The sequence below is a fragment of the Arthrobacter senegalensis genome (assembly GCF_059091765.1).
The window spans coordinates 749,637-769,648 of the sequence record NZ_JBNHGZ010000001.1; the positions used below are offsets into that span (position 1 = coordinate 749,637).

15 protein-coding genes are annotated in these 20,012 nt (G+C 68.5%); 2 read left to right on the forward strand and 13 right to left on the reverse strand.

Annotation, left to right across the window (positions count from 1 at the left end):
- Positions 1-24: 24 nt before the first annotated feature.
- The 8 genes from AC5RVG_RS03500 to rpoB form a co-directional block, all read right to left on the reverse strand.
- Complete coding sequence (locus AC5RVG_RS03500; RefSeq protein ID WP_494012728.1) at positions 25-819, reverse strand: alpha/beta fold hydrolase; 795 nt, start codon at positions 817-819, stop codon at positions 25-27.
- Positions 816-2,252, reverse strand: a complete 1,437-nt coding sequence (locus AC5RVG_RS03505; RefSeq protein WP_494012729.1) for a lyase family protein — start codon at positions 2,250-2,252, stop codon at positions 816-818. Before AC5RVG_RS03505 ends, AC5RVG_RS03500 begins: the two co-directional genes overlap by 4 nt.
- A 6-nt stretch (positions 2,253-2,258) precedes the next feature.
- Positions 2,259-2,831, reverse strand: coding sequence for a protocatechuate 3,4-dioxygenase subunit alpha (pcaG, locus tag AC5RVG_RS03510; RefSeq protein WP_494012730.1), 573 nt, complete (start codon positions 2,829-2,831; stop codon positions 2,259-2,261).
- Positions 2,831-3,676 carry a protocatechuate 3,4-dioxygenase subunit beta gene (gene pcaH, locus AC5RVG_RS03515; protein ID WP_494012731.1) on the reverse strand — a complete coding sequence of 282 codons (846 nt, stop codon included), beginning with the start codon at positions 3,674-3,676 and terminating at the stop codon, positions 2,831-2,833. The genes pcaG and pcaH overlap by 1 nt, the downstream gene beginning before the upstream one ends.
- A 70-nt stretch (positions 3,677-3,746) precedes the next feature.
- On the reverse strand, positions 3,747-4,934 hold the full coding sequence (locus tag AC5RVG_RS03520) for a 4-hydroxybenzoate 3-monooxygenase (protein ID WP_494012732.1): 1,188 nt from the start codon (positions 4,932-4,934) through the stop codon (positions 3,747-3,749).
- Between the two features lie 120 nt (positions 4,935-5,054).
- The gene (locus AC5RVG_RS03525; protein WP_494000497.1) at positions 5,055-5,807 is read right to left on the reverse strand and encodes an IclR family transcriptional regulator; all 753 of its coding nucleotides are present in this window, start codon (positions 5,805-5,807) and stop codon (positions 5,055-5,057) included.
- Between the two features lie 105 nt (positions 5,808-5,912).
- A complete protein-coding gene (locus AC5RVG_RS03530; RefSeq protein WP_494012733.1) occupies positions 5,913-9,803 on the reverse strand; it encodes a DNA-directed RNA polymerase subunit beta' in 3,891 nt (1,296 codons plus the stop codon).
- Between the two features lie 116 nt (positions 9,804-9,919).
- Positions 9,920-13,438, reverse strand: coding sequence for a DNA-directed RNA polymerase subunit beta (gene rpoB, locus AC5RVG_RS03535; protein ID WP_494000499.1), 3,519 nt, complete (start codon positions 13,436-13,438; stop codon positions 9,920-9,922).
- A 493-nt stretch (positions 13,439-13,931) separates the two neighbouring features.
- On the opposite strand from rpoB, the gene AC5RVG_RS03540 reads away from it, so the two are divergent.
- Together AC5RVG_RS03540 and AC5RVG_RS03545 are read left to right on the forward strand one after the other, a co-directional pair.
- Positions 13,932-15,134 carry an acetyl-CoA C-acetyltransferase gene (locus AC5RVG_RS03540; protein WP_494012734.1) on the forward strand — a complete coding sequence of 401 codons (1,203 nt, stop codon included), beginning with the start codon at positions 13,932-13,934 and terminating at the stop codon, positions 15,132-15,134.
- 66 nt (positions 15,135-15,200) lie between these two features.
- On the forward strand, positions 15,201-15,698 hold the full coding sequence (locus tag AC5RVG_RS03545) for an aminoacyl-tRNA deacylase (protein WP_494012735.1): 498 nt from the start codon (positions 15,201-15,203) through the stop codon (positions 15,696-15,698).
- A 111-nt stretch (positions 15,699-15,809) separates the two neighbouring features.
- Here AC5RVG_RS03545 and rplL read toward each other — a convergent pair whose 3' ends face one another.
- The 5 genes from rplL to rplA all read right to left on the reverse strand — a co-directional run bounded on the left by rplL (position 15,810) and on the right by rplA (position 19,974).
- Positions 15,810-16,190: a 50S ribosomal protein L7/L12 gene (gene rplL / locus AC5RVG_RS03550; protein WP_494000502.1), complete on the reverse strand. Its 381-nt coding sequence runs from the start codon at positions 16,188-16,190 to the stop codon at positions 15,810-15,812.
- Between the two features lie 68 nt (positions 16,191-16,258).
- Positions 16,259-16,843, reverse strand: a complete 585-nt coding sequence (gene rplJ, locus AC5RVG_RS03555; protein WP_494012736.1) for a 50S ribosomal protein L10 — start codon at positions 16,841-16,843, stop codon at positions 16,259-16,261.
- A gap of 275 nt (positions 16,844-17,118) precedes the next feature.
- On the reverse strand, positions 17,119-17,853 hold the full coding sequence (locus tag AC5RVG_RS03560) for a FadR/GntR family transcriptional regulator (RefSeq protein WP_494000504.1): 735 nt from the start codon (positions 17,851-17,853) through the stop codon (positions 17,119-17,121).
- A gap of 119 nt (positions 17,854-17,972) precedes the next feature.
- Positions 17,973-19,109: a GNAT family N-acetyltransferase gene (locus AC5RVG_RS03565; RefSeq protein WP_494012737.1), complete on the reverse strand. Its 1,137-nt coding sequence runs from the start codon at positions 19,107-19,109 to the stop codon at positions 17,973-17,975.
- 157 nt (positions 19,110-19,266) lie between these two features.
- Positions 19,267-19,974: a 50S ribosomal protein L1 gene (gene rplA / locus AC5RVG_RS03570; protein ID WP_494000506.1), complete on the reverse strand. Its 708-nt coding sequence runs from the start codon at positions 19,972-19,974 to the stop codon at positions 19,267-19,269.
- Between the last annotated feature and the right edge of the window lie 38 nt (positions 19,975-20,012).

Genomic DNA, 20,012 nt, shown 5'->3' on the forward strand with positions numbered 1-20,012 from the left:
TCAGTCATCGGTCCGGCTGCGGTTTCAGGCGGCCAGGAAGAAATCGCGCAGCAGCGCGGCGGTTTCCGCGGGTGCCTCGGCGGGCGCCTGGTGGGCCACACCGTCGACGACGGCGGAGCTGCCCTTTTGCACGCCGGCGGCCACTGCTTCGGCGAACTCGGGCGGGCACACCTGGTCGAGCGCCCCGGCGACGGCGATCACCGGAGTGGTGATGTCGCCGAGCCGCTCGCGGACGTCGAAGCCGGCCAGGGCCTCGCAGGCGTGGGCGTAGGCGAAGCGGTCCGCGTTCTGCAGGGTGTGCAGCAGCCGGGTGGTGCGCTCGGGGTGCTTCTCGATAAAGCCCGGCGCGAACCAGCGCTGCGCCGAGCCGGTGACCATCGTGGGCGTGCCCGCCTGGCGTACGGTCTCCGCGCGTTCCAGCCACGCGGCCGGTTCGCCGATCTTGGCGCCGGAGCAGACCACGCCCAGGCCGGCGAAGCGGTCCGGATGGTCCAGGCCCAGCTGCAGGGCCAGTTCACCGGCCATCGAGACGCCGGCGAAGTGCACCTCGGCGCCGGCGTCGATGTCGCCGGCTTCGCGCAGCTTGTCCAGCATCGCCACGACCGCCTGCCCGAGTTCGGCCATGGTGTACGGTCCGGTCGAGGCCGGGCTGGCCCCGTGGCCTGGCAGGTCCACGCCCACCACCTGGAAGTCCTGCAGGTGCTCCACGGCGTCGGCCCAGAGCGCCTTGGCGCCGGTCCCCAGTCCGGCGCCGGCCAGCAGCACCGGCCTGCCTTTGCCCTCGGACAGGAGGGTGGGGGTGATGTCGGGAACGGTCACGATTGGCTCCATTCTGCGTAGCGGGACGTGATCCGGTCGATCAGGCCGCTGCTTTGGCCGGTATACCCGGCCGGGTCCAGCAGTTCGGCCAGCGCAGTGTCGGAGAGGACGTCGCCGGGCACGGCTTCGCGCAGCAGCTGCGACAGGCTGCCCTGGCCGGCGAGCGACTGGTTGACCAGGCTCTGGACCTTCGCCTTGCCGGCGCCGGGGGTTCCGCCGTCCAGCATCGGCGCCACCGTGGCCATGACGCGTTCGCTGACCACCAGCTCGCCCGTGATCTGCAGGTTCCGGCGCATCTTCTCCGGGCGGACCACCAGGCCCTCGGAGAGTTCGGCCAGCTTGGCGGCTGCGCCGCCGGCGAGCCGGAGCAACTGGCGCAGCGCCTGCCACTCCACGTGCCAGGAGCCGTCCGGCCGCTCGTCGACCGCCCCGGCCGCGGCGGCCTGGACCTGGGCCAGGTGCCCGGGGGCGGCGAGGGCGGCGCTGCGGATCAGCACGGACAGCACCGGATTCTGCTTCTGCGGCATGGCCGAGGAGCCGCCGCGGCCGTCGGCGGCGGGTTCGGAGACCTCGCCCACTTCGGGCCGGCTCAGCAGCAGCACGTCGTTTGCGACCTTGCCGGCGGCCGCCAGCACGTCGGCCAGCGCGGCGGCCAGCGCGGTGACCGGCAGCCGGTTGGTCTGCCACGGAGCCAGCGGATCGGCGAGCCCCAGCCGCCCGGCGAGGCGGGCCGCCAAAGCCAGCGCACCGCCGTCGTCGTCCTGCCCGGTGCCCTCCGCCGCCGGGCGGGCGGGCAGGTCGGCCAGGTCGGTGAGCGCCGCCATGGTGCCGGCCGCGCCGCCCCACTGCAGCGGCAGTCCGCCGGCCACCCGCTCCAGCCGGACGCCGGCCTGGGCGACGCCGGAGAGCCAGTTGGCCGCCTTGAGCCCGAACGTCGACGGCAGCGAATGCTGGGTCAGGGTGCGGGCCACCGTGACGGTGGCGCGGTGTTCGTCCGCCAACCGGCCCAGGGCCGCGGCGGCGGACTTGAGGTCGGTGACGATCCCGGCCAGCGCGCGGCGGGCCATCAGCATCAGGGCGCTGTCCAGGATGTCCTGGCTGGTGGCGCCCCGGTGGATCGCCGGGACGGCGGCCGGGTCGTGCTTCCTGATCTCCGCCCTCAGGTCGGCCAGCAGCGGGATGACCGGGTTGCCGCCGCCCTGGGCCCGCTCGGCCAGCCCCGCGGCGTCGTAGAGGTCGGCGTGCGAGGCCCGCTCGACGGCCGGCACGGCCTCGGCGGCCACCCGGCCGGCGTCGGCCAGCACGCGGGTCCATTCGAGCTCCACGTCGAGCATGGCCTGGATGAATTGGTAGTCGCTGGTTAAACGGGACGCTGCTGTCCCGGCCGAGGCCGGAGACAGCAGCCCGAAATCAGCGTGGTCCGCCGGATTCATACAGGCCTAAATCCCCGGGTAGGTCAGGAAGACGGTCTCGCCGTCACCCTGCAGCCGGATGTCGAAGCGCAGATCGCCGTTCGGTTCGCGCTCTGCGATCAGCGTGTTCCGCCGCTCTTCCGGCAGCGAGGACAGCAGCGGGTCGTTCGCCAGCGCCTCGGTGTCCTCCGGCAGGTAGATCCGGGTAAACAGCCGGTTCAGCAGGCCGCGGGCAAAGACCACCAGGGAGATGAACGGGGCCTTGCCCGGCTCGGTGGCACCCGGGTTGACCGTGGTGAAGGTGTAGTGGCCCACGTTGTCCACGGCCACGCGGCCGAAGCCGGTGAAGGTGTGGTTGTCGCGGACCAGGGAACCGGTTTCGCGGGAGATCTTGCCGTGCTCGTCGGCCTGCCAGATCTCCAGCATGGAGTCGGGGATCACGGTGCCGTTGCCGTCGTAGACCACGCCGTGCAGCCGGATGGCGCCGGGGTGCGCGCGGTGGACCAGCTGGCTGTCCTTCTCGTAGGGCAGCGCGAAGCCGTAGAACGGGCCGATGGTCTGGCCCGGGGTGGGCACCAGTTTGGTGGTGGACTCGCTCATCAGTGCTCCTCGCCTTCTTCCATCCAGGTGCGGTTGCTGCCGGAAAGGACGATGTCCCAGCGGTAGCCGGTGTTCCACTCGTGGCTGGTGACCGAGTGGTCGTAGGTGGCGACCAGGCGGTCGCGGGCCGCCGGGTCGGTGATCGACTGGTAGATCGGATCCAGCGGGAACAGCGGGTCGCCCGGGAAGTACATCTGGGTGATCATGCGCTGGGTGAAGTCGGTGCCGAACAGCGAGAAGTGGATGTGTGCCGGGCGCCAGGCGTTGTGGTGGTTCTTCCACGGGTAGGGGGCCGGCTTGATGGTGGTGAACTTGTACTCGCCGTTGGGCCCGGTGATGCAGCGGCCCACGCCGGTGAAGTTCGGGTCGATCGGGGCCGGGTGCTGGTCGCGCTTGTGCACGTAGCGGCCGGCGGCGTTGGCCTGCCAGACCTCCACCAGCTGGTTGCGCACCGGGCGTCCGTCGCCGTCCAGGACACGGCCCTGCACGATAATCCGCTCGCCGATCGGCTCGCCGTTGTGCTGGATGGTCAGGTCCGACTCCAGGGCGTGCACGTCACGCTCGCCGAACGCCGGGCTCCACAACTCGATGGTCTCCGGGTCCGCGTGGTGCAGGTCCTTGGTCGGGTGGCGCAGCAGCGAGGAGCGGTACGGCGCAAAGTCGATGCGCGGCTGCGTCTCTTCGGCGCCGCCGGCCTCCACGCTCTTGCGGTACGCCTCGTGGCTGTCGGCAATTTCCTGGCTGATCTTCTCCTGCGAATCCGCGGTGGCGGCAGGGTCCAGCAGGTGGCTGTCGTCAAACGTCTCGTCCTCGAAAGCCTCGTCCGGAGCTTGTGCGTCGCTCATCGGGACTCCTTTCCGTTGTGGCTGTGGATGGTTAAGGATTTGCGCGCCCGGCGTGGTGCGGGCGCAGCGGTCACTTGTGCGGCCAGCCCGTGTAGGACTCGGCCAGGTACTGCTGCCCGAAGCGGGAACCGGTCACGGTGGCCAGTTCGCCGAGGGCACGCTTGGTCTCGAAGGGCGAGGCATCGGTGCGGGTGTGCAGCATGCTGGTCATCCAGTAGGAGAAGTTCTGCGCCTTCCAGACCCGCTGCAGCGCCAGGTCGGAGTAGCCCTCCAGCAGTGCGTCGCTGCCGGTGGAGTAGAACGAGTCGATGGCCTCGAAGAGCACCTTGACGTCCGCGAAGGCCAGGTTCAGGCCCTTTGCCCCGGTGGGCGGCACCGTGTGCCCGGCGTCGCCGGCCAGGAACATGCGCCCGTGGGACAGGGGTTCCCGCACGAAGGAGCGGAAGGCCAGCACGGTCTTGTCGAAGATCGGTCCCTGCTTCAGCTGGAAGCCGTCCGGCCCGTCGACCCGTTTCTGCAGTTCCGCCCAGATCCGGTCGTCGCTCCAGTCGTCCACGTTCTCGGCCGGATCGCACTGGAAGTACATGCGCTGGACGGTCTCGCTGCGCTGGGAGATCAGCGCGAAGCCGTGCGGCGAGTTCGCGTAGATCAGTTCCGGGGCGCTCTTCGGGGCCTCGGTCAGGATGCCGAACCAGGCGAACGGATACTCGATCTTGTAGTCCTGCTCCCCCTTCACCGCGCGGCGGCAGAAGCTGCGGGAGCCGTCGGCACCCACCAGGATGTCGCAGTGCACCTCGAAGGCGGCGCCGTCCTTGTCCGTGAACCTGAACTTGGGCGTGGTGGTCTCCAGGTCCAGCACCTCGGTAACCTCGGCCTCGTAGCGCACGTCGCCGCCGTCGCGCCTGCGGGCGGCGGCCAGGTCCAGGAACACCTCGTTCTGCGCGTACAGGGTCACGGTGGCGTCCACGAGGTCCTTGAAGTCCAGCGGATGCGACTCTCCGTTGAAGCGCAGATCGATGCCGGCGTGCTCGTCGCCCTCTGTCAGCACGCGGCCGTCGACGCCGGTGTCGGTGAGCATCTTGACCGAGCCCGCCTCCAGGATGCCGGCCCGGTGGGTGTTGTGGATGGTGTCGTGGTCACGGGATTCCACCACGAGGTTGTCGATGTCGTGCCGGGCCAGCAGGTGGCTGAGCATCAGGCCGGCCGGTCCCCCGCCGACGATTCCTACCTTGGTTTTGATGATCTGCGGTTGCGCCATGGGTGAGTCTCCTGGGTCGAAGAGGAAGCCGTCTCTTCACCAGTGTGAGCCCGGCGACACACGTTCCGCCCCGGCGTTCTTATTGAATGAGAATTACGACGGCGGTGGCCGCCGCCGCGGTCACAGCGCGACGCCCATGGCCCGGGAGATGCCGCGCGCCGCCGTCATCAGCGCCGGCACCACGGCGTGGAAGTTCTCGAAGCCCAGCGGCACCACCACGCCGAGGGCGGCCAGCGGCCGGCCGGCCGGGCCGAGCACGGGGACGGCGATGCCGGTGGTGTCCACGTCGATCCGCCCGTCGAACGCGGCGTAGCCCCGCTTGCGGATGTCGGCCAGGTGCCGGCGCAGGTCAAAGGACACCGGGTCGGCCGACGTGACGGCCTCCGGATGCCGGGTCAGGTAGGACTCCTGGACATGGTTGGGCGAATAGGCCAGCAGCACCATGCCCATCGAGGTCCGGTGCACCGGCATGGTGCCGGCGATCTGGGCCTGGTTCACCACGGAGCCGCGGCTGGAGAGCCGCTCGATCACCAGGACTTCGTCCTCGCGCAGCACCGCCAGCTGGGTGTGCTGGCGCACCACGGACTGGATGTCCTCCATGAACGGCATGGCGGCCTGCCGCAGGTCGACGGCGGGCGAGCTCCGGTTGGCCAGCTCCCACAGCCGGAGCCCGAGCCGGATTTCGCCGGGGCCCTCCTTCGTCAGGAGCCCGTGGCGGGACAGCGCCTCCACCAGCCGGTAGGTCGTTGCCAGCGGCACATCCGCCCGGCGGGAGAGCGTGGCGACGTTCATCGCCGGCTTGTCCGGTTCGAACGCAGACAGGATGCGCACCAGCCGGTCCAGCATCGAGTCACCGGACGGGGAATTGGCCATGTACCCAGAATCTCACGTCCGCCACGGCCGCCGGGGCTATTAAACGCGGAAACCGCCCCCCGCCGCCCCGGTATCGGGGAGCAGGAGGCGGTTCCATACTGGCGGCTAGCGGTAGTCGCTGCCCAGGTCGTAGTCATCCAGCGGGATGGCGTGGAACTCGGGCGTCAGCGAACCGTCGGCGCCGGCGTAGTCGAAGTCGCCGAAGGCGCTCGGGCCGGTAAACAGGTTGGCCTTCGCTTCCTCCGTCGGCTCCACCGACACCTGGGTGTACCGGTCCAGGCCGGTGCCGGCCGGGATCAGCTTACCGATGATGACGTTCTCCTTCAGGCCCAGCAGCGGGTCGGACTTGCCCTCCATCGCCGCCTGCGTCAGGACGCGGGTGGTCTCCTGGAAGGACGCGGCCGACAGCCACGACTCGGTGGCGAGCGAGGCCTTGGTAATGCCCATCAGCTCGTCACGGCCGTTGGCCGGCTGCTTGCCCTCGGAGACGGCCTTGCGGTTCTCCGCCTGGAAGCGGCTCCGCTCGGCCAGCTCGCCCGGCAGCAGGTCGGTCTCGCCGGACTCGATCACGGTGATGCGGCGCAGCATCTGGCGGACGATGACTTCCACGTGCTTGTCGTGGATGCCGACGCCCTGGCTGCGGTACACGCTCTGGACCTCGTCCACCAGGAACTTCTGCGCCTGGCGCGGGCCGAGGATACGCAGCACCTGCTTCGGGTCCTTGGCACCGGTGACCAGCTGCTGGCCGACGTCCACGTGCTGGCCGTCTTCGACCAGCAGGCGTGCACGGCGCAGCACCGGGTAGGCGATCTCTTCCGAGCCGTCATCGGGGGTGACGATGACGCGCATCTGGCGTTCGCCGTCCTCGATGGACACGCGTCCGGCCACTTCGGCCATCGGCGCGACACCCTTGGGGGTACGGGCTTCGAAGAGCTCCTGGATACGGGGCAGACCCTGGGTGATGTCTTCCGCGGAGGCTACGCCACCGGTGTGGAAGGTACGCATGGTCAGCTGGGTACCGGGCTCGCCGATCGACTGGGCGGCGATGATGCCGACCGCCTCGCCGATGTCCACGGTCTTGCCGGTGGCCAGCGAGCGGCCGTAGCAGAGCGCGCAGGTACCGACGGCGGACTCACAGGTGAGCACGGAGCGCACCTTGATCTCGGTGATGCCGGCGTCGATCAGTTCCTGGATCAGCACATCGCCGACGTCGGCGCCTGCCGTGGCCACCACGGTGCCCTCGGAGTTCACCACATCGGTGGCCAGCGTGCGGGCGTAAGCGGAGTTCTCCACCTCTTCGTGCCGGCGCAGTTCACCGTTGTGGTCGGCTTCGGCGATGACCGTGTTCAGGCCGCGCTCGGTGCCGCAGTCCATTTCGCGCACGATCACGTCCTGCGAGACGTCCACCAGGCGGCGGGTCAGGTAACCCGAGTTGGCGGTACGCAGCGCGGTGTCGGCCAGGCCCTTGCGGGCACCGTGCGTGGCGATGAAGTATTCCAGCACCGACAGGCCCTCGCGGTAGGAGGACTTGATCGGGCGCGGGATGATCTCGCCCTTCGGGTTGGCCACCAGACCACGGATACCGGCGATCTGGCGGACCTGCAGCCAGTTGCCACGGGCACCGGAGGACACCATGCGGTTGATGGTGTTCTCCTTGGTCAGGTTCTTCCGCATCGCGTCGGCAACCTCGTTGGTCGCCTTGTTCCAGATGTCGATCAGTTCCTGGCGCCGCTCGTCGTCGGCGATCAGGCCCTTGTTGTACTGGGACTCGACGCGGGCGGCCTGGGTCTCGTAGCCCTCCATGATGGCGGCCTTTTCGGCCGGGGCCGCGATGTCGGAGATCGCCACGGTCACGCCGGAACGGGTCGCCCAGTAGAACCCGGCGTCCTTGAGGTTGTCCAGCGTCGCCGCGGTGACGACCTTCGGGTAGCGCTCGGCCAAATCGTTCACGATCGCCGAGAGCTGGCCCTTGTCCGCCACGCGCGCCACCCAGGGGTAGTCATCGGGCAGCGTGTCGTTGAAGATGACCTGGCCGAGCGAGGTTTCGATCAGCGCTTCCTGGCCCTCTTCCCATCCCTCCGGTGCCGGCTGGTCCGCGCTGGGCACGAAGCCGGGCACGCGGATCTTGACGACGGAGTTCAGGTGCAGCTCGCCGGCGTCGTGGGCCATGATGGCCTCCGCCGGGCTGGCGAAGACACGGCCCTCGCCGGTTCCGCCTTCGCGCTTGGTGGTGAGGTGGTGCAGGCCGATGATCATGTCCTGGGAGGGCAGGGTCACCGGACGGCCGTCCGACGGCTTCAGGATGTTGTTCGAGGAGAGCATCAGGATGCGCGCCTCGGCCTGGGCCTCGGGGCTCAGCGGCAGGTGCACGGCCATCTGGTCGCCGTCGAAGTCGGCGTTGAACGCGGCGCACACCAGCGGGTGCAGCTGCAGCGCCTTGCCTTCGACCAGCTGCGGCTCGAACGCCTGGATGCCCAACCGGTGCAGGGTTGGTGCACGGTTGAGCAGCACCGGGTGTTCGGTGATGATCTCTTCGAGCACGTCCCACACCTGCGGGCGGAAGCGCTCCACCATCCGCTTGGCGCTCTTGATGTTCTGCGCGTGGTTCAGGTCCACCAGCCGCTTCATGACAAACGGCTTGAACAGCTCCAGCGCCATCTGCTTGGGCAGGCCGCACTGGTGCAGCTTCAGCTGCGGGCCGACCACGATCACGGAACGGCCGGAGTAGTCGACGCGCTTGCCCAGCAGGTTCTGCCGGAAGCGGCCCTGCTTGCCCTTGAGCATGTCGGACAGCGACTTCAGCGGACGGTTGCCCGGCCCGGTGACCGGTCGGCCGCGGCGGCCGTTGTCGAACAGCGAGTCCACGGCTTCCTGCAGCATCCGCTTTTCGTTGTTGACGATGATTTCCGGCGCGCCCAGGTCCAGCAGGCGCTTCAGGCGGTTGTTGCGGTTGATCACGCGGCGGTACAGGTCGTTCAGGTCGGAGGTCGCAAAGCGGCCGCCGTCCAGCTGCACCATCGGGCGAAGCTCCGGCGGGATCACCGGAACGGCGTCCAGCACCATGCCCAGCGGCGAGTTGGTGGTGGTCAGGAAAGCGTTGACCACCTTCAACCGCTTCAGGGCGCGGGTCTTGCGCTGGCCCTTGCCGTTCTTGATGATGTCGCGCAGGGACTCGGCCTCGGCAGCCATGTCGAAGTTCTCGAGGCGGTTCTTGATGGCTTCGGCACCCATGGCGCCTTCGAAGTAGAGGCCGTAGCGGTCGCGCAGCTCGCGGTAGAGCCCCTCGTCGCCCTCGAGGTCGGCGACCTTGAGGTTCTTGAAGCGGTCCCAGACCATGTCGAGGCGCTCGATCTCGGCGTCGGCACGCTTGCGCACGTTGGCCATCTGGCGGTCGGCGGAGTCGCGGGCCTTCTTCTTCTCGGCGGCCTTGGCGCCCTCGCCCTCCAGGCGGGTCAGCTCGTCCTCGAGGTCCTTGGCGATCGCCGCGATGTCGGAGTCGCGGGTATCGGCCAGCTGCTTCTTCTCCAGGTCGTGCTCGGCCTGCAGGTTGGGCAGTTCCTCGTGGCGGCGCTCCTCGTCCACGCTGGTGATCATGTAGGCGGCGAAGTAGATGACCTTCTCCAGGTCCTTCGGCGCCAGGTCGAGCAGGTAGCCCAGGCGGGAGGGGACACCCTTGAAGTACCAGATGTGGGTGACCGGGGCGGCCAGCTCGATGTGGCCCATCCGCTCGCGGCGGACCTTGGCACGGGTGACCTCGACGCCGCAGCGCTCACAGATGATGCCCTTGAAGCGCACGCGCTTGTACTTGCCGCAGTAGCACTCCCAGTCGCGGGAAGGTCCGAAGATCTTCTCGCAGAAGAGGCCGTCCTTCTCGGGCTTCAGGGTGCGGTAGTTGATGGTTTCCGGCTTCTTGACCTCGCCGTAGCTCCAGTCGCGGATGTCGTCCGCGGTGGCAAGGCCGATGCGCATGAGGCCGAAGGAGGATTCGCTGGACATATGGTCCCTGTTCTCTCTTGTTCTCTAAATCTGAAAGTCTGTCGGGTTACGGAAAGAGGGGCGCCGTGCGCGGGCCGGCCGCGGTGCTCCAAGGCACCGGCGGCCGGCCGGCGCGGCTAGACCTCTTCGACGGAACTCGGCTCGGCCCGGGAAAGGTCGATGCCCAGTTCTTCCGCGGCCCGGAAGACTTCTTCATCCGAGTCACGCATTTCGATCGCGGTGCCGTCGGTGGAGAGTACTTCCACGTTCAGGCAGAGCGACTGCATTTCCTTGATCAACACCTTGAAGGATTCGGGAACACCCGGCTCCGGGATGTTCTCGCCCTTGACGATCGCCTCGTAGACCTTGACGCGGCCGTGGATGTCGTCGGACTTGATGGTGAGCAGTTCCTGCAGGGTGTACGCGGCGCCGTAGGCCTCCAGGGCCCACACTTCCATTTCGCCGAAGCGCTGGCCGCCGAACTGCGCCTTGCCGCCCAGCGGCTGCTGGGTGATCATCGAGTACGGGCCGGTGGAACGCGCGTGGATCTTGTCGTCCACCAGGTGGTGCAGCTTCAGGATGTACATGTAGCCCACGGACACCGGATCCGGGAACGGCTGGCCGGAGCGGCCGTCGAACAGACGGGCCTTGCCGGAGGCGCCGATCAGGCGCTCGCCGTCGCGGGTCGGGTTGGTGGCATCCAGCAGCCCGGTGATCTCGAACTCGCTGGCACCGTCGAACACCGGCGTGGCCACCGTCGTCGGACCCGACTGGCGGGGCAGGTTCGGCAGGTCCTTGGCCCAGTCCGGGTTGCCCTCGATGTTCCAGCCCTGCTTCGCGGCCCAGCCGAGGTGGATTTCCAGCACCTGGCCCACGTTCATGCGGCCGGGGACACCCAGCGGGTTCAGCACGACGTCGACCGGGGTTCCGTCTTCCAGGAACGGCATGTCCTCGACCGGCAGGATCTTGGAGATGACGCCCTTGTTGCCGTGGCGCCCGGCGAGCTTGTCGCCGTCCGTGATCTTGCGCTTCTGCGCCACGTACACGCGCACCAGCTGGTTCACGCCCGGGGGCAGCTCGTCGTCGTTGTCGCGGTCGAAGATCCGCACGCCGATCACCGTGCCGGACTCGCCGTGCGGGACCTTCAGGGAGGTGTCGCGCACTTCGCGGGACTTCTCGCCGAAGATCGCACGCAGCAGGCGCTCTTCCGGGGTCAGCTCGGTCTCGCCCTTGGGGGTCACGCGGCCGACGAGGATGTCGCCGGCGTCGACCTCCGCGCCGATGTGGATGATGCCGCGCTCGTCCAGCTGGGAGAGCACTTCCTCCGACACGTTCGGGATGTCGCGGGTGATTTCCTCGGCACCGAGCTTGGTGTCGCGGGCATCAACCTCATGCTCCTCGATGTGGATGGAGGTCAGCACGTCGTCGGAGACCACGCGCTGCGACAGGATGATCGCGTCCTCGAAGTTGTGGCCCTCCCAGGACATGAAGGCCACGAGCAGGTTCTTGCCCAGCGCCAGTTCGCCCTGGTCGGTGGACGGACCGTCGGCGATGATGCTGCCGGTTTCCAGCCGCTGGCCCTCGGAGACGAGGACGCGCTGGTTGTACGCGTTGCCTTGGTTGGAGCGGGCGAACTTCATGATCGGGTACCGGGTCTCGGTGCCGTCGTCGTTCAGGGCGGTAACCAGGTCCGCGGAGACCTCGGTGACCACGCCCGGCTTGGCGGCAACCACGGAGTCGCCGGCGTCGACAGCCGCGTAGCGCTCCATGCCGGTGCCCACCAGCGGGGCTTCCGAACGCAGCAGCGGCACGGCCTGGCGCTGCATGTTCGCGCCCATCAGCGCGCGGTTGGCGTCGTCGTGCTCCAGGAACGGAATCAGGGCGGTCGCCACCGACACCATCTGGCGCGGGGAAACGTCCATGTAGTCGACCTCGGTGGCAGGCACGAGCACCGGCTCGCCGCCGCCGCCGCGCTCCCGGCTGAGGACCAGGTCCTCTTCGAAGTGCAGGTCCTCGGTGAGCGGGGCGTTCGCCTGGGCGATCACGCACTCGATCTCATCATCGGCCGTGAGGTAGTCGACCTGGTCGGTGACCTGGCCGTCGACGACCTTGCGGTAGGGGGTCTCGATGAAACCGAACGCGTTGATCCGCCCGTAGGAGGCCAGCGAGCCGATCAGGCCGATGTTCGGGCCTTCAGGAGTCTCGATCGGGCACATGCGGCCGTAGTGCGAGGGGTGCACGTCACGGACTTCCATGCCGGCGCGGTCGCGGGACAGGCCGCCCGGGCCCAGCGCCGACAGGCGGCGCTTGTGCGTCAGGCCGGCCAGCGGGTTGTTTTGGTCCATGAACTGGGACAGCTGCGACGTGCCGAAGAATTCCTTGATCGCTGCCACCACGGGGCGGATGTTGATCAGGGTCTGCGGCGTGATCGCTTCGACATCCTGCGTGGTCATGCGTTCGCGGACCACGCGCTCCATGCGGGAGAGGCCCGTGCGGACCTGGTTCTCGATCAGCTCGCCGACCGCGCGGATGCGGCGGTTGCCGAAGTGGTCGATGTCGTCGATCTCGACGCGGACGTCGTGGTCGGCGCCGTCGCGCTTGCCCGGGATAGTGGTCTCGCCGGCGTGCAGGGCGACCAGGAACTTGATCATGGCGACGATGTCGTCATTGTTCAGGACCGAGGCGTCCGGATCCGTCAGCGGCTTGTCGATGCCCAGCTTGCGGTTGATCTTGTAGCGGCCGACCTTGGCCAGGTCGTAGCGCTTGGGGTTGAAGTACAGGTTGTCCAGCAGGGACTGGGCAGCCTCGACTGTCGGCGGCTCGCCCGGACGCAGCTTGCGGTAGATGTCCAGGAGGGCTTCTTCCTGGGTCTGCGTGGCGTCCTTCTCCAGCGTGGCGCGGATGGAGTCGTACTCGCCGAAGGTCTCCAGGATCTGGCCCTCGGTCCAGCCCAGGGCCTTGAGCAGCACGGTCACGGACTGCTTGCGCTTGCGGTCGAGGCGGACGCCGACCTGGTCGCGCTTGTCGATTTCCAGCTCGAACCAGGCGCCGCGGGACGGAATGATCTTCGCGGTGAAGATGTCCTTGTCACTGGTCTTGTCGGCGGTCTTCTCGAAGTAGGCGCCAGGCGAGCGGACCAGCTGCGAGACGACGACGCGCTCGGTGCCGTTGATGACGAAGGTACCCTTGTCGGTCATCAGCGGGAAGTCGCCCATGAACACGGTCTGCTGCTTGATCTCGCCCGTGTTGTTGTTCATGAACTCGGCCTTGACGTACAGCGGCGCGGAGTACGTGGCGTCGCGGTCCTTGCACTCGGCCATGGTGTACTTCGGATCGGCGAACTCCGGCTCCGAGAAGCTCAGGGACATGGTGCCCTGGAAGTCCTCGATCGGGGAGATCTCTTCGAAGATGTCGGCGAGGCCGGAGGTGCCGGCCACACCCTGGCGGCCTTCTTCCTGGGCCTTGGCTACGCGCGCCTTCCAGCGTTCGTTGCCGACCAGCCAGTCGAAGCTGTCGGTCTGAAGGGCGAGCAGATTGGGAACGTCAAGAGGTTCGTGAATCTTGGCGAATGAGAGCCGCCGGGTTGCTCCGTCGTTCGACGAGGCGTCCAGCAGGCTGTTAGCGGTATCGGTATTAGAGGTGCTCGAGGCGACCAAGAGGGATCCTTCCACAGACCTTCAGGCTTGTCCTGCGCTTCCGCACCGCCGGCACCCCGAATGGGGTCCGGACATCACCTGGATCCGCTATATGATCCTTGCCCGCCGCACGATCTGCAGTTAAACACAGATAGGGCGTGGCGAAGCCCACCGCTATATGAAGGCCAAAGGTTTTGAGGGAAGACGCAAATACTTAGTGTACGGCACCGCGTCGCGGCTTGTCCAACATGCCGGGCAGGCACCAGTCACCGCTCCCCCGCCATCGGGATTCGAGCGGCCTGCGGTGCGAAACGCGGTGCGAAAGGGGCGTCTTCGCGGTTGTCTTCCCCGGGACAACGCCACCAGCATATACCGGCCCGCCCGCAATTTCCGGCCCGCGCTCCAGGCGAGTTGCCCAAACACGGGTAATCTGTGAAGCAGATCATACCCACGGCAGCAGCCATGTGGCCCCTGCTTGCGCAGGCCACAGGCGCGGAAAAGAGGCATCGACACCATGGCCGAGAACAACAGCAGCCGCGACGACGTCGTCATCCTGAACGGCGCACGCACGCCCACGGGACGACTGAACGGCCAGCTCGCGTCCTTCACCGCCGTCCAGCTCGGCGGCAAAGCGATCGCCGCGGCGCTGGACCGCTCCGGCGTCGCCCCCGAACAGGTGGACGCGGTCATCATGGGGCACGTCATCCAGGCCGGCGCCGGCCAGAACCCCGCCCGGCAGGCGGCCATCGCCGCCGGGCTGGGCTGGAACGTGCCGACCGTGACGATCAACAAGGTCTGCCTCTCCGGGCTGGCCGCCGTCACCGACGCCGCCCGGCTGATCCGCTGCGGCGAGGCGCAGGTGGTGGTGGCCGGCGGTCAGGAGTCGATGACCAACGGCCCGCACCTGCTGCCCGGTTCCCGCCAGGGCTGGACCTACGGCAGCCTGACCGCCCTCGATGCCACCGCCCACGACGGCCTCACGGATGCCTTCGACCACGAGTCGATGGGCGTCTCCACCGAGCGCCGGAACGCCGAGCTGGGCATTCCCCGCGAAGCGCAGGACGAAGTGGCCGCCGCCTCCCACCAGCGCGCCGCCGCCGCCGCCAAGAACGGGGTCTTCGACGACGAGATCGTCCCGGTCGCGGTGCCGCAGCGCAAGGGCGAGGACCTGGTGGTCGACAGCGACGAGGGTGTCCGCCCGCAGACCAGCGTGGAAAGCCTGGCCCCGCTGCGCCCGGCGTTTGCCAAGGACGGCACTATCACCGCCGGTAACTCCTCCCCCCTGTCCGACGGCGCGGCCGCCGTCGTGGTCGCGACCCGCGGCTTTGCCGAGGACAACGGCCTGGACTGGCTCGCCGTCGTCGGCCGTCCGGGGCAGGTGGCCGGACCGGACACCTCGTTGCAGTCGCAGCCGTCCAACGCGATCACCCAGGCGCTCAAGCGTGCGGGCTGGACCACGGCCGACCTGGACTTCATCGAGATCAACGAAGCCTTCGGGGCCGTGGCGGTGCAGTCGCTGCAGGACCTGGACTACCCGCTGGAGAAGTGCAACATCCACGGCGGGGCCATCGCATTGGGCCATCCGATCGGCGCCTCCGGCACCCGGCTGGCGCTGACGGCCGCCTTGGAACTGCGCCGGCGCGGCACCGGCAAGGCCGCGGTCTCCCTGTGCGGCGGCGGCGGCCAGGGCGAGGCGCTGCTGCTCTACCGGGACTAGCGGTTCCGGGCGGCCCCCGGCGGCCCGGCCGGGAATACCGGGCGGGCGCCGGGGCTTGAACCGGGCATGAGCAACGACTCCGGTGCCCCTGCCCTGCCGGCCGGCCTGCAGCGTTTCCTGGCCGGCGCCCAAGCCCACTCCCTGAAGGTCGACGTCGCCGAACGCTCCGGCGCCCGCAGCCTCGCCGAGGCCGCGCAACTGCTGGGCATCGCCGAGGCCGACATCGTCAAGACCCTGGTCATCAAGCACAAGGACGGCTCGTTCCTGTTCGCCCTCATCCCCGGCGACCGGCAGATCTCCTGGCCCAAGCTCCGCTCGCTGCTGGGGGTCAACAAACTTTCGCTGCCGCACGCCGATGTTGCCTACACGGCGACGGGATACCGGCGCGGCACCATCACCCCGCTGGGCAGCAGCACGGCCTGGCCCGTGTACGCCGACGAGTCCATCCGCGGCCGGCGGATATCGCTGGGCGCCGGGGAACACGGTTACTCCGCCTTCGTCGACGCCGATGCGCTGACCTCCGCGCTCGGCGCCACCGTCGCCGACATCTCCGACCCGGCCTGAGCCCGCCGGGCCCGCTGAGCCGCCGGGGCACCGGCTGCTGGTTCCGGCCCGCACAGCACAAAGCCCCGCCGCCCGGTGGGGCGGCGGGGCTTTGCGGAAGCTAAAGAGAGCTTACTTGAGGGTGACGGTCGCGCCGGCAGCCTCGAGAACTTCCTTGGCCTTGTCGGCGGCTTCCTTGGTGGCGCCTTCGAGGACGGCCTTCGGAGCACTGTCGACCAGGTCCTTGGCTTCCTTGAGGCCCAGGGAGGTCAGCGCGCGGACTTCCTTGATCACTGCGATCTTCTTGTCGCCGGCAGCTTCGAGGACGACGTCGAACTCGGTCTGCTCCTCAGCAGCGGCTTCGCCGGCGCCGCCGGCTGCGGGGCCCGCAACGGCAACGGCTGCAGCGGTGACGTCGAAGGTCTCCTCGAACAGCTTGACGAACTCGGAGAGCTCGATGATGGTCAGTTCCTTGAAAGCTTCAATGAGCTCTTCGTTGGTGAGCTTCGCCATGGTTGGCGTCCTTCCTGATAGGTGATGCGGCTGGTGTGTCCGCACCAAGAGTTGGTTGGTGAAGAGTCTTACTGCTCTTCGGCGGCAGCCTCGGCCGGGGCCTCGGTTGCTTCGGCAGCGGGAGCTTCGGCTTCGGCAGCTTCGGCCGGAGCTTCGGCAGCGGCGCCGCCGTTCTCCTCCTGCTTGATGCGCAGCGCATCGAGGGTGCGGGCCAGTGCGGACATCGGCGCCTTGAGGACACCGGCGACGCGGGCCAGCTGGTGCTCGCGGGATTCGAGAGCGGCCAGCGCAGCAACGGCGGTTGCATCCAGGGCCTTCCCCTCGAAGATACCGGTCTTGATGATGAGCTGCGGGTTGGACTTTGCGAAATCCGTCAGGGACTTGGCGGCTGCAACGGCGTCACCCTTGATGAAGGCGATAGCAGTGGGTCCGGAAAGCTGGCCTTCGAACGCGTCGATGCCGGCTTCCTTGGCTGCAATGCCAGTCAGGGTGTTCTTGACGACCGAGAACTTGGTGTCCTGGCCGAGAGAAACACGCAGCTCCTTGAGCTGTGCAACGGTAAGCCCGCGGTATTCGGTTAGGACTGCAGCGCTGGATTCCTTGAAATCGCTGGTGATTTCTTCAACGGCTGCCACCTTGGTTGGCGTTGCCATAACCCTCCTTCCGGGGAATAGTGCCGGTGGTTCGGGTCGCACGCATAAAAAACGCCCCATGCAGGCGCACGGGGCATGGTTCCCGCACCGGAGTTACGGCGGCGGGGCAATGCTTCGTTCACCTGCGCAGGCCGTCCCAGGCATGGGACTTTCGGTTGAAAACGTGGAGGAATTCAACGACCGACGGTCTTTGGTTCTTCAAGGCTACGGGATCCTGCCGCCGGACGCCAAATCGGCGGCCCGGAGCCGCGCCCACGACTGCACCCCCGGACGGATCAGCCGGCGGCCGACCGCAGCGCGGAGGCTCTCGCCGGGCCGGCGGCATTGGCGTCGAGGTCGTCCTGGACCTGGTCCACGTGATCCTCCATCGCCTCGCGGGCTCCCTGGGCGTCCCCGCTTTCGACGGCGGCGAGCACCCTGCGGTGCATGGCGAGGGTGCGGGTGCGCACGGCCTGCGCCCCAAACGCTTCCCGCCGCGCGTCGGCCAGCACCCGGCCCATCGGCACGAAGACCGCCGGAAAGAGGATATTGCCGGACGCCTTGAGTACCACCGTGTGGAACAGCCGGTCGGCTTCGACGAAGGCATCCGCGTCGCCCGCGGCGTCCGCGGCGGCCATCGACTCCAACTCCCCGCGCAGCAACTCCAGGTCCGCAGCGGTGCGGCGGAGCGCAGCCAGCGCGGCGGCCCCGGACTCGACCAGGCGCCGCACTTCGAGCAACTGCCGCGAGGCGGCGGAGTCGCTCATGCTGTGCGCCGCGGCGCGGACGACGGCCTCGACCGAGGTCCACGACCCGGGCGGATTGATAAAGGTGCCGCGGCCCCGCTGGATGCTGATCACGTTCATCGCCCGCAGCATGGTGAGGGCTTCCCGGACAGTCAGCCGGCTGACCTGCGACCGGGCGGCGATCTCGGCTTCGGTGGGCAGCGCGTCGCCGGGCGCCATCCGGCCGGCGATGATCTGCTCCAGCAGGTCTTCCGCCACCGTGTCAACCAGCGTCCTGCGTTCCATCGGCCCTCCCGCCACACCCGGCAGCATGCCGGCGCGCTGACATCGTAACCGCCGCTGCCGGTTACCGGCGCGTAGCATGACGCTCCGGCGACACGTGTACGAACACGCCCGGTACGCCGTCACGCGGCGCCGGCCGGGCGGGTCTCCCCGGCCTGCGGCCCCGGACGCAGCTTCTTCTGCCAGGCGGCCTCGTACCCGGCCGGAGCGAAGCCGAGGGCGGTGTTGATGTCCAGCATGTGGCTGTTTTCGTCGGCGTTCCAGGTGTAGAGCCGGCGCCCCTGCGGCCACGCCTCCGCCACCCGCTGCAGGTTGCGGGCCTTGATCCACAGGCCCAGGCCGTGGCCGCGGTGGGCCCGCAGCACCAACGTGTCCTCCTGGAAGACCACCTCGGGCTGCTCCGGGAAGAATTCCAGCACCGTATGGCCCACCAGCCGGCCGCTGGGCACATGCCCGGCCGCGACCACCAGGCAGCGGCCGCCCTTGCGCCGCAGCTCCTCCTCATGGTGGCGGACGCGGGCGGCATCCCACGCCTCTTCCTCGTAGTCCAGGTCACCCAGCGGGACGTCGGTGCTCATCCGCTGCCGCAGGGCCGCGTACTGGTCCACCCAGTCCGGCGGGCAACTGTCGGCCCACTCGACCAGGCGGTAGTCCGCGCCGGCCTTCCCGGCAGCCGCCGACGCGTGGGCCGCCAGACTGTCCTGGTCGGCGGGGAGCGGCATCCTGCTGCATCGCTCCACCTGTTCGAGCCGGAAGCCGCCGGCCAGCGCGAAGCGCACGGCCGGCGCGGACGCCGGCAGGGCCCCGGACCCGGTCCCCGGCCGGAGCATGTCCGGGCCTCCTGGATCGAATCCGGCAGGATGTTCGCTCCAGGCCTGCAGGGTGGTCCGGCCCCGGCGGGCGGCGCAGGCCTCGGCTTCGGCCAGCAGCCTGCTTCCCACGCCCCGACGCCGGTAGTCGGGATGTACGGCCACAAAGACGTACCCGTTGCGCGGGTTGTCCCGCAGCGACAGCTCGAGCAGGGCGCGCCCGACGTGCCGGTCCCCGTCCCTGGCCGCCCAGAGATACGTCACCGAGTAGTCGTTCGGCCGCGCCCCCTCGAGCCTCACTGCCGGGCTCACCCAGAAATCGTTGTTGCCCCAGATCAGCCCGTTGACCAGGTTGGCCAGCTCGGCGGAGGCGGCAAAGTCCGCACCGCCCGGGCCCTGAAGGGCGGGCGGGATCGGCAGCGGCGCGATCGTGATCGAGGTCGTGGGCATGCGTGCTCCTCGGCGCGAGGCAGTGATTGAGTAGTGCCAATCACACTACTGCATCCCGCCGCGCCGCACTATCTCCCGCTTAAACGGGCTATGGCCGCAGCATCTGCTGCGGCCATAGCCGAAGTGTCCGCCGTTGCCGGCGAACCTGAAGTCCCGGTTAGGCCTCCACGGCCACCTTGGTGACGTTCGGGTCCACGGAGATGCCCGGGCCGAAGGTGGTGGTGATGGTGGCCTTCGCGATGTACCGGCCCTTGGAGGCCGAGGGCTTCAGGCGCAGCACCTCTTCCAGGGCGGCGGCGTAGTTCTCCACCAGCTTGTTGGCGTCGAAGGACACCTTGCCGATGATGAAGTGGAGGTTGGCGTGCTTGTCGACGCGGAAGTCGATCTTGCCGCCCTTGATGTCGTTGACGGCCTTGGTAACGTCCGGGGTCACCGTTCCGGTCTTCGGGTTCGGCATCAGGTTGCGGGGGCCGAGGACCTTGCCCAGGCGGCCGACCTTGCCCATCAGTTCCGGGGTCGCCACGGCGGCGTCGAAGTCGGTCCAGCCGCCCTGGATCTTTTCGATCAGGTCGTCGGAGCCAACGAAGTCGGCGCCCGCGGCGATAGCGGCCTCGGCCTTGTCGCCGGTGGCGAAGACCAGCACGCGGGCGGTCTTGCCGGTGCCGTGCGGCAGGTTCACCGTGCCGCGGACCATCTGGTCTGCCTTGCGCGGGTCGACGCTGAGGCGGAAAGCCACCTCGACGGTCGCGTCGAACTTGGACGGGTTGGTCTCCTTGGCGAGAGTGATTGCCTCGACCGGGGCGTAAACCTTGTCCGCCTCGATCTTGGCTACAGCTGCCTCATATGCTTTGCTGCGCTTTGCCATCTGCTTTTTCTCCTTGTGCAGTTGTGGTCTGCGGACCG

What these genes read in the sequence shown, in the direction of transcription:
- AC5RVG_RS03505 (WP_494012729.1), bottom strand. Translation starts at nt 2,252, where the DNA reads ATGAATCCGGCGGACCACGCTGATTTCGGGCTGCTGTCTCCGGCCTCG.
- pcaG (WP_494012730.1), bottom strand. Translation starts at nt 2,831, where the DNA reads ATGAGCGAGTCCACCACCAAACTGGTGCCCACCCCGGGCCAGACCATC.
- pcaH (WP_494012731.1), bottom strand. Translation starts at nt 3,676, where the DNA reads ATGAGCGACGCACAAGCTCCGGACGAGGCTTTCGAGGACGAGACGTTT.
- AC5RVG_RS03520 (WP_494012732.1), bottom strand. Translation starts at nt 4,934, where the DNA reads ATGGCGCAACCGCAGATCATCAAAACCAAGGTAGGAATCGTCGGCGGG.
- AC5RVG_RS03525 (WP_494000497.1), bottom strand. Translation starts at nt 5,807, where the DNA reads ATGGCCAATTCCCCGTCCGGTGACTCGATGCTGGACCGGCTGGTGCGC.
- AC5RVG_RS03530 (WP_494012733.1), bottom strand. Translation starts at nt 9,803, where the DNA reads ATGTCCAGCGAATCCTCCTTCGGCCTCATGCGCATCGGCCTTGCCACC.
- AC5RVG_RS03540 (WP_494012734.1), top strand. Translation starts at nt 13,932, where the DNA reads ATGGCCGAGAACAACAGCAGCCGCGACGACGTCGTCATCCTGAACGGC.
- AC5RVG_RS03545 (WP_494012735.1), top strand. Translation starts at nt 15,201, where the DNA reads ATGAGCAACGACTCCGGTGCCCCTGCCCTGCCGGCCGGCCTGCAGCGT.
- rplL (WP_494000502.1), bottom strand. Translation starts at nt 16,190, where the DNA reads ATGGCGAAGCTCACCAACGAAGAGCTCATTGAAGCTTTCAAGGAACTG.
- rplJ (WP_494012736.1), bottom strand. Translation starts at nt 16,843, where the DNA reads ATGGCAACGCCAACCAAGGTGGCAGCCGTTGAAGAAATCACCAGCGAT.
- AC5RVG_RS03560 (WP_494000504.1), bottom strand. Translation starts at nt 17,853, where the DNA reads ATGGAACGCAGGACGCTGGTTGACACGGTGGCGGAAGACCTGCTGGAG.
- AC5RVG_RS03565 (WP_494012737.1), bottom strand. Translation starts at nt 19,109, where the DNA reads ATGCCCACGACCTCGATCACGATCGCGCCGCTGCCGATCCCGCCCGCC.
- rplA (WP_494000506.1), bottom strand. Translation starts at nt 19,974, where the DNA reads ATGGCAAAGCGCAGCAAAGCATATGAGGCAGCTGTAGCCAAGATCGAG.